Below are 11034 nucleotides of genomic sequence, written 5' to 3'. Positions count from 1 at the left end.
TGACTATGACCTGCGCAAGTCTCGAGTCCGCAATGCTGCGCTGGGTGCACGCTCCGAGCAAGGGTATGCGTCGCATCGCGATACTGATGTTCAACGACTGCTCGCTGCAGGGAGCAGGGGTTGTTGCCGAGGTGTTCCAGGCAGCGAACGAAATGGCTTCGTCCGGCTCGGGCGGCTGGTTATACGACGTTTCGTTCCTGTCGGCCGACGGCGGCATGGTGACGTCGTCGTCCGCGCTGCGGGTCTGGACAGACGGACTCGACGCGCGGCATTACGGCGGTTTCGACGCGCTGTATGTCGCGGGCGGCAAAGGCGCATTGGCTGCCGCTAGCGATGAACGCCTGATTGCGTGGCTGCGCCGTGTGCGCCGCAACACCGGCATGATCCGGCCGATCGCGGAAGGTCGCGCGTTGCTCGAGGCAGCCTATGTGCCCGACAGCCAGGAGGTCGGCGATGCGCATGCGCAGTCCGCCGCACCCGCGCGCCAGCCCGAACAGACAGCCGATGCGGGCGATCGTCTCGAATCGATGCGAAGCGCGCTCGCCATGATCAAGCGCGATCTCGGCGGCGCCACGGCACGTACCGTTGCCGAGCGCCTGCTGGCGGACTCGTGCTCGAATCTCGCGCCGCTGCTCGGCGAAGACGGCGGCCTGAGTCCCGGCGACAAGGTGCGCGCGGCAGCTCGCTGGCTGCAAGAGAATTGCCAGCAGGCCATTTCGATTGCCGACGCGGCGCAGTTCGCCGCGATGAGCGAGCGCAACTTTCTGCGCCGCTTCAAGATGGAAATGGGCATTACGCCCTCCAGTTTTCTGTTGCACGAGCGCCTTGCGGTGACTTGCAGCCTGTTGACCGAATCGGAATTGCCGGTCGACAAGATTGCCCGGCGCACCGGCATGGGCAACGGCGATCGACTCGCGAAAGTGTTTCGCAAGCGGATGAGAATCTCGCCAACCGAATTTCGGATTCAAAGTCGCCGACTAGTCGGCGAATAGCGCGACGGGGCCAGCCGGATGCCGTGTGACAACACGGCATCCGGTCCGTACTTCTGCCCAACTTTGGGAATTGTAAGGAATGCGAATATGTTGAATCAGGGAGCTGTAGGCGCCGCATCGGTCGACACGAACGGTGCGGATGCCACGACGGCGGGCGCGCGTTGCACGCGCATCGTCCCAGTCATTCTGGCGGGCGGGTCGGGCACGCGGCTTTGGCCGGTGTCGCGGGAGAACTATCCGAAGCAACTGATCGACGTCGTCGGTTCCGACTCGCTGCTGCAGGCTACCGCGCGGCGCATGGACGGCTTTCCGGCCGGCTGGAGCGTGGATGTCTCGCCGATCATCGTATGCGGCGAAGAACATCGCTTCGTGATCGCAGAACAACTTCATGAAAATGGCGTCGACGCTCGTCTTATTGTCGAGCCGGCACGTCGCGATACGGCACCGGCGTTGACGCTCGCGGCGTCGCTCGCGTGCGCGGACGGTGGCGACGCGATTCTCGTCGTCATGCCCGCGGATCACTCGATCGCCGACGTGCCCGCCTTGCAGTCCGCGCTGGAGCTTGCCGCGCGCTATGCCGCGCAGGGTTCGATCGCGACGCTGGGCGTGCCGCCCACGCGGCCCGACACCGGTTTTGGTTATATCCGCGTCGGCGCCGGGCTGGCGGGCGGCGGCCATGTGATCGACGGTTTCGTCGAAAAGCCGGCGGAAGAACTCGCGGCGAAGTACGTCGCGGCAGGCATGTACTGGTGGAACAGCGGCATCTTTATCGTGCGCGCGAGCGTGTGGCTCGATACGTTGAAGCGTCTGCAACCGGACATGCACTCGGCCTGCGAACGCGCATTCACCGGCGGCCGGCTGGACGGTGCGTATTTCCGGCCGCTGGTCGATGCGTTCCTCAGTGCGCCCGCGAACTCGATCGACTACGCGGTGATGGAGCGCCTCACCGAGACGGCCGGCCCCGAAATGCCGGGTAGCGCACCGGCGACGCCGGCGGGCGTGGTGGTCGGACTGAATGCCGGCTGGTCGGACCTGGGTTCCTGGGACGCCGTCTGGGCCGCGATGGAGAAGGACGCGAACGGTAATGCAGGACGCGGCCGGGTGACGTTCGAAGGCGCTGTGTCGAGCTACGCGCATTCGGAAGGCCGGTTGGTCGCTTGTGTCGGCACCACCAACGTGGTGGTGGTCGAAACCGCCGACGCGGTGCTGGTGGTCGACCGCTCGCATGTGCAGGACGTGAAGGGGCTGGTGTCGCGCATCAAGGCGCAACACGCGCCGGAGGCCGACGCGCATCGCAAGGTGCGCCGTCCCTGGGGCTTCTACGATTCGATCGACCATGGCGAGCGTTTCCAGGTCAAGCGCATCGTGGTGACGCCGGGCGCGCAACTGTCGTTGCAATTGCATCACCATCGCGCGGAACACTGGGTCGTCGTGCGCGGCACGGCGCTCGTCACACGCGGCGAAGAGCAGTTTCTGCTGAGTGAAAACGAATCGACCTACATCCCGCTCGGCATCAAGCACCGGCTCGAAAACCCGGGCAAGGTGCCGCTCGAAATCATTGAAATCCAGTCAGGCGCCTATCTCGGCGAAGACGACATTGTGAGGTTCAACGACAACTACGGCCGCTGCTCCTAAACAGCACGCCGGACTCAACTGCGGACAAGAACGGCAAGAACGAGGTGACCAGAATGCGCAAGTTTCAGGATTTGCTCGCGCGAATTTTTGATGTTGCATTGGTATTGGTGGGTGCGGCGGTGGCGTCGCAAATCCGCTTTGATTACCTCGCTCAATCCGGCTTCTATTGGGCGCTCGTGATGTTCTCCGCAGCCTTCGCTCTCGCCATCTTTCCGGCGTTCGGCGTCTACGAATCATGGCGTGGCCGCTCCAAGCTGGTGCTGGCCGGCCAGGTGTCGCTCGCGTGGCTGATGGTGCAGGTCAGCGCGCTCGTGCTGATGTATTCGCTACATCGTATCGACTTCGTGTCGCGGCTGTGGTTCTCGTATTGGACAGCGGTCACAGGCGGCCTGCTGATCGCTTACCGGCTGATGACGCATGCCGTGCTGGCGAGCGCGCGCAGTGCCGGGATGAATCTGCATCAGGTCGCCATCGTGGGCAGCGGCTCGCAGTGCGACGCGATTATTCGCCGGATCAACGCCGCGCCGACCACCGGTTTTCGCGCCACCGCCGTGTACAACGCGCGTCCGGATGTGTCGCCGGTCGCAAGCCCTGGCGTCCCGGTGTTCGACACCGTCGACGCGCTCGCCAACTACATGCGGACCAACGACGTGCACGAGTTGTGGCTGATGCTGTCGCTTTCCGAAGAGCCGCTGATCTGTTCGCTGGTCAGCGAATTCCGCGACGACCTGGTGAACATCCGCTTCATGCCGGACGTGCGCAGCCTCGCGCTCTTCGAGGGCAGCGGCGTGATCGATCTGCTCGGCGTGCCGGCGATCAATCTCGTGGCTTCGCCGCTGTCCGCCAGTTCGATGCTGAAAAAGGAAATCTTCGACCGCCTGTTCGCCTTGACCGCCCTGATCGCGCTCGCGCCGGTCATGCTCGTCATCGCGATCGCGGTGAAGCTGTCCTCGCGCGGTCCGGTTCTGTTCAGGCAGAAACGCAAAGGCGCCGACGGTCGCGTCTTCACAATCTATAAGTTCCGTTCTATGCGGTTGCACACGGAGCAAAAAGGCACCGTCAGGCAAGCTACGCGTAACGATCCGCGAGTCACCAGAGTGGGCGCCTTTTTGCGCCGCACGAGTCTCGACGAATTGCCTCAATTCTTTAACGTGTTGCGTGGCGACATGTCGGTCGTAGGACCGCGTCCCCACGCACTCGAGCACGACGACCTCTACCAGAAAGTGGTCGCGGGCTATATCAATCGCTACCGCATAAAACCGGGGATCACGGGGTGGGCACAGATCAACGGTTTTCGTGGCGAAACCGACCGCATCGAGAAGATGGAACGTCGCGTCGAACATGACCTGTATTACCTGGGCCATTGGTCGTTCGCGCTCGACATGCGGATTATCGGCGCGACGATAGTCGCCGGACTGGTGCATCGAAACGCTTATTAGTTGTTAACAAAACGCCGCGCGCTTCGTTCCTTGAGGAAAAACGCCGTGGCACAAGGAGGAACATCATGAGCTCGCTTGGTCTACGCACGGGAAGTCTCCTGGTTTTCGCTACTGCAACACTGCTTTCCGGATGCGGGATCGCACCCGGCCAGCGGATGATCACACCGGCCGCCATTCAGGACACCGGTGGTGATTACAGTACTGAGCCGTCGCAGCAAACGCAGATTCCGATTACGGATATCAATCTTTCGCTGCTGCGCAAGATGAACCAGGCGCAGACGGCTTCGACGCTGCCGCCGGCGACGACCGCACTGTTCGGCAAGCCGACCGCTTACAAGGTCGGCCCCGGCGACGTGCTGCAGATCACCGTGTGGGATCACCCGGAACTCGCGGCCGCGCTCGGTCAGCCGCAGCAGAACACGAAGACCTCGGACGCCGCGCCCGGCTTCCTGATCGACGAAAACGGCGACGTGCAGTTCCCGTATGCCGGCACGGTGCATGTGGCCGGCAAGGACGCCACGTCGATCCAGAAGGAGCTCTACAGGCGTTTGAGCAAGGTGTACCAGAAGCCGGAAGTGACGGTGCGGGTGGCCTCGTTCCGCGCGCAGCAGGTCTATATCGACGGCGAAGTGCGCACGCCTGGCGCGCTGTCGGTCACCGACATTCCGATGTCGCTGACGAACGCGATCGGTCAGGCCGGCGGCCTCAGCGCCAATGCGGATCGCAGCCGCGTGGTGTTGCTGCGCAACGGCGTGCCGTATCAGCTGAACGTGGACGACCTGATCAAGCGCGGCAAAAATCCTTCGGACATCTACCTGCAACCGGGTGACGTGCTGCGGGTGGCATCGCGTGAAGACAGTGGCGTCTACGTGATGGGCGAAGTCAACAAGCCTGCGACCATCCTGCCGATGCGCAACGGTTCGTTGACGCTTTCGCAAGCGATCTCCGACAGCGGCAGCTTCGACTCGAACACGGCCGCGGCGCGGCAACTGTTCGTGATCCGCAACTCGACGAGCGAAACGCCTCAGGTGTACCACCTCGACGCGACCTCGCCGGTGTCGATGGTGCTCGCGAATCAGTTCGAACTGCAGCCGAAAGACGTGGTGTATGTCGGTCAAGGCGGGCTGGTCCGCTTCAACCGTGTGTTGAACCTGCTGCTGCCGGCGATCAACGCGGCTGTAACGGGCGCCGTTCTCGCGAAATAGTAGCCGCACAGTGTGAACTCGAACCTCCGGACCTTGTTGGGTGAACAAAATGGCAATCAACTTTGAAAACCGTTACACCGACGTGTCCGGTCCGGACGAGCTTCACCTGTCGGACTATCTGCGCACGATCGTGCGAGGTTGGCGCACGATCGTCGTGGTGACGCTGATCGCGCTCGCGCTGGGGTGCGCTTACGCTTTCCTCGCGCCGCCGACGTACCGCGCGGATGTTCTGTTTCATGTAGAGGACAAGACGGCGAATGCCAATGGGAACAACAAGGATTCCCTGCCGCCGCTCACCGGCATGTTCGACACCAAGCCTTCGACGGCGGCGGAGATCGAGTTGCTGAAGTCGCGGCTCGTCACGGAAGAGACCGTCAAGAAGCTGCACCTCGATATCACGGCTACGCCGCGCTATTTTCCGGTTATCGGTGGAATGATCGCGGGGTTGGTGAACGGGCAATGGGGCTTCAGGTTGCCGCAGTTCATCAACCTGTCCGGCTATGCATGGGGTGACGAGAGCATTTCGGTGTCGCAGTTCGACACGTCCAAGGAGATGTACGACGCGACCTTCACGCTGGTTTCCGGTAATGACGGGTCGTATGTGCTGCGGGACAAGAACGGTATTGCGATTCTGTCGGGGAAAGTCGGCGAAACCGTGCAAACGGATACCGCGGACGGCCCGATCACGCTGCGCGTCGACAAGCTGGTCGGCCCCGCCGGCTCGCGTTTCGAATTGCAGCGCGCCTCGACACTGAGCACCGTGGACCGTTTGCAAAAGGCTTTGGTGGTGCAGGAAACCACGCTGCAATCCGGCGTGATCCGCGCGAGTCTGGAAGGCGGCGACGCCGGCCTGACGGCTGCGATCGTCAACAGCATGGCGCGCGAGTTCGTGCGTCAGGATGTGGAGAGCCGTTCGACCGAAGCCGAGCACATGCTGGCCTTCCTCGATCAGCAGCTGCCGGGCTTGCGCAAGGAACTCGACGACGCCGAACAACGCTACAACAAGTTCCGCAACACGCACGGCACGGTCGACCTGGGCGAAGAAAGCCGCCTGCTGCTGCAACAGATCGTCGATAACAAAACCAAGCTGATGGATCTGCAGCAGCAACGCGCGGAGATGTCGCAACGCTTCACGGCGAATCACCCGGCGGTGGCCGCGCTCGACGCGCAGATCGCCGCATTGCAAGGCGCGGCGGCCAACATGAACCGCAGCGTGGCGGTGATGCCGGATACCGAGCAAACCGCTTTGCGTTTGCTGCGCGACGTGCACGTCGATACGGAGCTGTACACCAATCTGCTGAACAGCGCGCAGCAACTGCGGGTGGCGAAGGCGGGACAGGTGGGCAACGTGCGCGTGGTCGACTTCGCCGAAGCGCCCGATGAACCGGTGCGGCCGAAGCGCGTGCTCGCGATTCTGATCGCGCTCGGCGGCGGCCTCGTGCTCGGCATTCTGCTGACCTTCTTCAAGCGCGCGATGTACGGCGGCGTGGAACGTCCGGACGAACTCGAAGGCATGCTTGGCGTGCCGGTGTTCGCGGTGGTGCCGCGCAGCCAGACGCAGTTGAAGCTGCAGGAGAACGTCATGCTGCGCCGTCGCGGTCTGCATGTGCTGGCGCAGCAGGCGCCGGAAGACATCGCGGTGGAAGGCGTGCGCAATCTGCGCACCTCGTTGCAGCTCTCGCTCGATCACGCGGAGAACAACGTGGTGATGATCACCGGCTCGCGGCCCGACTCGGGCAAGTCGTTCCTGTCGGTGAATCTGGCGGCGCTGGTGGCGTCGGCGAACAAGCGCGTGCTGATTATCGACGGCGACATGCGGCGCGGCGACGTGCACTCGCATTTCGGTGTCGCGCATCAGCCGGGTCTGTCCGACGTGCTGAGCGGCGGCGATCTGGGCTCGATGATTCAGCGCGACGTGCTGCCCGGTCTCGACGTGCTTGCGAAGGGCACGCTGCCCTCGCATCCGGCCGAACTGCTGATGAGCAAGCGCTTCGAGACGATGCTCGAAGAACTGAAGGCGCATTACGACCTCGTGATCGTCGATACGCCGCCGGTTCTCGCGGTGACCGACTCGACGGTGATCGGCAAGTACGCGGGCACGACGCTGCTGGTGGTGCGCCACGGCCGCCATCCGCTCAACGAAGTCATGGAAACGGCCAAGCGGCTGCGCAATGGCGGCGTGGGGCTCAGAGGCGTTCTGTTGACCGATGTGCCGCAGGAAGGCGCGTTCCTCGGCTCGGGCTATCAGGGCGGCTACTACGGCTACGACAGCATCGCCGGTTGATGCAGCGGGGCCGGCGGCCGGCCGCTCGCAAAGCCGCGCAGCCAAGCTTGTGGCACCGGTGGGATTGCAAAGGTTAACGAGGAGAAGGCTCCATGAAACGTAAGGTCGCGCTGATCACCGGTATCACTGGACAGGACGGGTCGTATCTGGCGGAACTGCTGCTCTCCAAGGATTACGACGTACACGGCATCAAACGCAGGTCATCCTTGTTCAACACTGACCGGATCGATCATCTCTACCGCGATCCCCACGATCCGGACCAGCGCCTCTTTCTGCACCACGCGGATCTGACCGACTCGACCAGCATTCTGCGCGTGATCCAGCGCGTCGAACCGGACGAGATTTATAACCTCGCCGCGCAAAGCCATGTTGCGGTGTCGTTCGAAGAACCGGAATACACCGCCAACGCGGATGGCCTCGGCGCCTTGCGGATTCTCGAAGCGATCCGCATTCTCGGCTTGCAGGAGAAAACGCGCTTCTATCAGGCCTCGACCTCGGAACTGTACGGCCTTGTGCAACAGGTGCCGCAGTCGGAGACCACGCCGTTCTATCCGCGCAGCCCGTATGCCGTCGCCAAGCTGTTCGCGTACTGGACCACGGTCAACTATCGCGAAGCGTACGGTCTCTACGCGTGCAACGGGATTCTGTTCAATCACGAATCACCGGTGCGCGGCGAGACGTTCGTGACGCGCAAGATCACGCGCGCCGTCGCGCGCATCGCGGTGGGCATGCAGAAGACCTTGTATCTCGGCAATCTGTCGGCGCTGCGTGACTGGGGTCACGCGCGTGATTACGTGGAGATGCAATGGCGCATGCTCCAACAGGAGCAGCCGGAGGACTACGTTATCGCGACCGGCGTGCAGTACAGCGTGCGTCAGTTCGTGCAGCACGCCGCCGCTGAACTGGGCGTCACCGTGCGTTTCGAAGGCACCGGCGTGGACGAAATCGGCATCGTCGAAAAGGTGGAAGGGCGCGAGATCAGAATGTCGCCGGGCGATGTGATCGTGCGCGTCGATCCGCGCTACTTCCGGCCCGCCGAGGTCGAGACGCTGCTCGGCGATCCGTCGAAGGCGCATGCGAAGCTCGGCTGGCAGCCGACCACCTCGTTCGCCTCGCTCGTCAAGGAAATGGTGCGCTCCGACTATCAGATCGCGCGACGTGACGCGCTCGTCACGCTGGCCGGATTCACGGCGCTGGAACATCACGAGTAACGGCGATGAACAAACAAGCACGCATCTTCGTCGCGGGCCACCGCGGCATGGTCGGCTCCGCGCTGGTCAGGCGTCTCGCCGCCGACGGGTATCAGAACGTGATTACCCGCTCGCGCAAGGAGCTCGATCTCACGGATCAGGCGGCCGTGAATCGCTTCTTCGAAAGCGAAAAGATCGACGTGGTGCTGCTCGCGGCCGCGCGCGTGGGCGGCATTCTCGCGAACGCGACGCAGCCCGGTGAGTTCATCTATGAAAACCTGGTGATCGAAACCAACGTGATCCATGCCGCGTATCGCGCCAAGGTCGAGCGGCTGGTGTTCTTCGGTTCGTCGTGCATCTATCCGAAGCAATGTCCGCAGCCGATCCGCGAGGAGTATCTGCTGAGCTCGCCGCTGGAGCCGACCAACGACGCCTATGCGATCGCGAAGATCGCCGGCGTGAAGTTGTGCGAAGCGTACAACCGCGAGTACAACACGCAGTACGTCGCGTTGATGCCGACCAATCTGTACGGCCCGAACGACAACTACGATCTGAAGAGCAGCCACGTGTTGCCGGCGCTGCTGCGCAAGGCGCACGAAGCGAAGCTGAACGGCGACGCCACCTTGACGGTGTGGGGATCGGGCACGCCGCTCCGTGAGTTCCTGCATGTCGACGACCTTGCCGCGGCCACGCTGTTCGTGCTCGAGCGCAACGTGACCGAAGGCCTCTTCAACGTCGGCGTGGGTGACGACCTGTCGATTCGCGAGCTGGCCGAATGCATCTGCAAGGTGGTCGGCTTCGAAGGCGAACTCGTGTTCGACGCCTCGAAACCCGACGGCACGCCGCGGAAGCTGCTCGACGTTTCGCGACTCGCGCAGATGGGCTGGCAGGCCACGATCGGCCTCACCGACGGCATTGCCTCCACCTATCGTGACTTCGTCGAATCACACGCTGGTTCGACGCCCGCCGCCGCCATCGAAGCGTAGGCGCGTGGACGGCCGCCTCGGCGCGGCTTTGCATTGAAGGACCAAAGGGGACGCTGTGCATGCGCAGGACGCGCAATGCGCGCAGGACGATATTTCTAGGAGTGGCATAAAAATGACAGCGTCAGTCACGATCTTCCACAACGTCGTGTGGTCGCGCCACAAGGGTGTCGTGTTTTCCGCCTTGCATAACATTTCGGCATCCGGAGCGATTCGCTATTCGATGGTGCAGATCGCCGATACCGAGCACGACCGCGTCGGTTTTTCCGACGTCGATTATTCGTTTCACCGCTATCCGATGCAAAAGCTGTTCGATGGCTGCTACGAAGACGTGCCGACCATGAAGCTGATCGCGCGGCTCACGTGGGAAGTATTGCGTACCAAGTCGGATCTGATCGTGCTGCCGGGCTATCACCGGCCGGAGTACTGGGCGATGCTCGCGGCGTGCATCGTGACCGGTAAACGGCGCGCGGTGTTCTGCGATTCGACCGCGCGCGACCGGCCCAAAAAGTTGCTGACGTCGATTCCGAAGCGCGTGTTTTTCTCGCTATGCGACGGCTATTTCGGTTTCGGCGAGCGCAGCCGCGAGTATCTGCTGTCGCTCGGCGCGAAGCGCGACAAGATTTTCGTGCCGTGTCAGGCCGCGGCAATGCCCGGTTCGTTTTCGCCGGAACGTGCGCTGGTCGAGCGGGTCGCCGCCCGCGCGGGTAATCCGCCGGTGTTTCTGTTCGTGGGACGTTTGTCCGAAGAGAAAGGCATCGGCACGCTGATCGACGCGTTCGCTGGATTGCGGCGGCGTATTCCGGCGGCGAAGCTGCGCATTGTCGGCACCGGCCCGATGTGCGACGCGTTGCATGCGAAGGTGGCCGAGCTCGAACTCGGCGACGCGGTGACGTTCGTCGGCAGTCTGCAGGACGAGCCGCTGACGCGGGAATATTACGGCGCCACTTGCATGGTGCTGCCGAGTTACAGCGAACCGTGGGGACTCGTGGTCAACGAGGCGCTCGCGCATGGTTGCCCGGCGGTGGTCAGCGAAAGTTGCGGCTGCGTGCCGGAACTGGTGATCGACGGGGTGAGCGGCTATGCGTTTACCGCGGGCGATGTTGCCGGCCTGCAGCGCACCATGCTCAAGGCCATGGAGGCGTTCGCCGATGCGGGCGGCACCGCGCGCCGCTGCATGGATGTGATTCGCCGTTTCGATCCGCCTTCCGCGGCCGCCAACATCGCTCGCGGCTGTGCATTGATGTTGAGCGACTGAGCCGCTTCGCCCGGCCAGGTCGCGCACAACGCCCTTACTCGCTCCGGC

At 63.1% G+C, this 11034-nt stretch carries 8 protein-coding genes; all 8 read left to right on the top strand.

The features are described 5' to 3' along the window. The first annotated feature begins 5 nt into the window (after nt 1-5). The 8 genes from ACFSNN_RS12790 to ACFSNN_RS12755 all read left to right on the top strand — a co-directional run bounded on the left by ACFSNN_RS12790 (nt 6) and on the right by ACFSNN_RS12755 (nt 10986). Nucleotides 6-992, top strand: coding sequence for a helix-turn-helix domain-containing protein (locus ACFSNN_RS12790; RefSeq protein ID WP_134459006.1), 987 nt, complete (start codon nt 6-8; stop codon nt 990-992). Between the two features lie 87 nt (nt 993-1079). Next, nucleotides 1080-2627, top strand: coding sequence for a mannose-1-phosphate guanylyltransferase/mannose-6-phosphate isomerase (locus tag ACFSNN_RS12785; RefSeq protein ID WP_134457039.1), 1548 nt, complete (start codon nt 1080-1082; stop codon nt 2625-2627). 53 nt (nt 2628-2680) lie between these two features. Then, on the top strand, nt 2681-4066 hold the full coding sequence (locus ACFSNN_RS12780) for an undecaprenyl-phosphate glucose phosphotransferase (protein WP_134457038.1): 1386 nt from the start codon (nt 2681-2683) through the stop codon (nt 4064-4066). Between the two features lie 65 nt (nt 4067-4131). Next, nucleotides 4132-5271 (top strand): polysaccharide biosynthesis/export family protein, encoded by a 1140-nt coding sequence (locus ACFSNN_RS12775; protein ID WP_134457037.1) that lies wholly within the window; start codon nt 4132-4134, stop codon nt 5269-5271. A gap of 49 nt (nt 5272-5320) precedes the next feature. Further along, nucleotides 5321-7555, top strand: a complete 2235-nt coding sequence (locus ACFSNN_RS12770) for a polysaccharide biosynthesis tyrosine autokinase (protein WP_134457036.1) — start codon at nt 5321-5323, stop codon at nt 7553-7555. 92 nt (nt 7556-7647) lie between these two features. Then, nucleotides 7648-8766 (top strand): GDP-mannose 4,6-dehydratase, encoded by a 1119-nt coding sequence (gene gmd, locus ACFSNN_RS12765; protein ID WP_012431878.1) that lies wholly within the window; start codon nt 7648-7650, stop codon nt 8764-8766. A gap of 5 nt (nt 8767-8771) precedes the next feature. Then, nucleotides 8772-9731, top strand: coding sequence for a GDP-L-fucose synthase family protein (locus tag ACFSNN_RS12760; protein ID WP_134457035.1), 960 nt, complete (start codon nt 8772-8774; stop codon nt 9729-9731). Between the two features lie 112 nt (nt 9732-9843). Further along, complete coding sequence (locus ACFSNN_RS12755; protein WP_134457034.1) at nt 9844-10986, top strand: glycosyltransferase family 4 protein; 1143 nt, start codon at nt 9844-9846, stop codon at nt 10984-10986. Nucleotides 10987-11034 lie beyond the last annotated feature (48 nt).

This window comes from Paraburkholderia dipogonis (assembly GCF_042680985.1).
Classification (GTDB): Bacteria; Pseudomonadota; Gammaproteobacteria; order Burkholderiales; family Burkholderiaceae; genus Paraburkholderia; species Paraburkholderia phytofirmans.
Note: the sequence above shows the minus strand (reverse complement) of the source record. Positions and strands in the feature narration are given on the sequence as shown.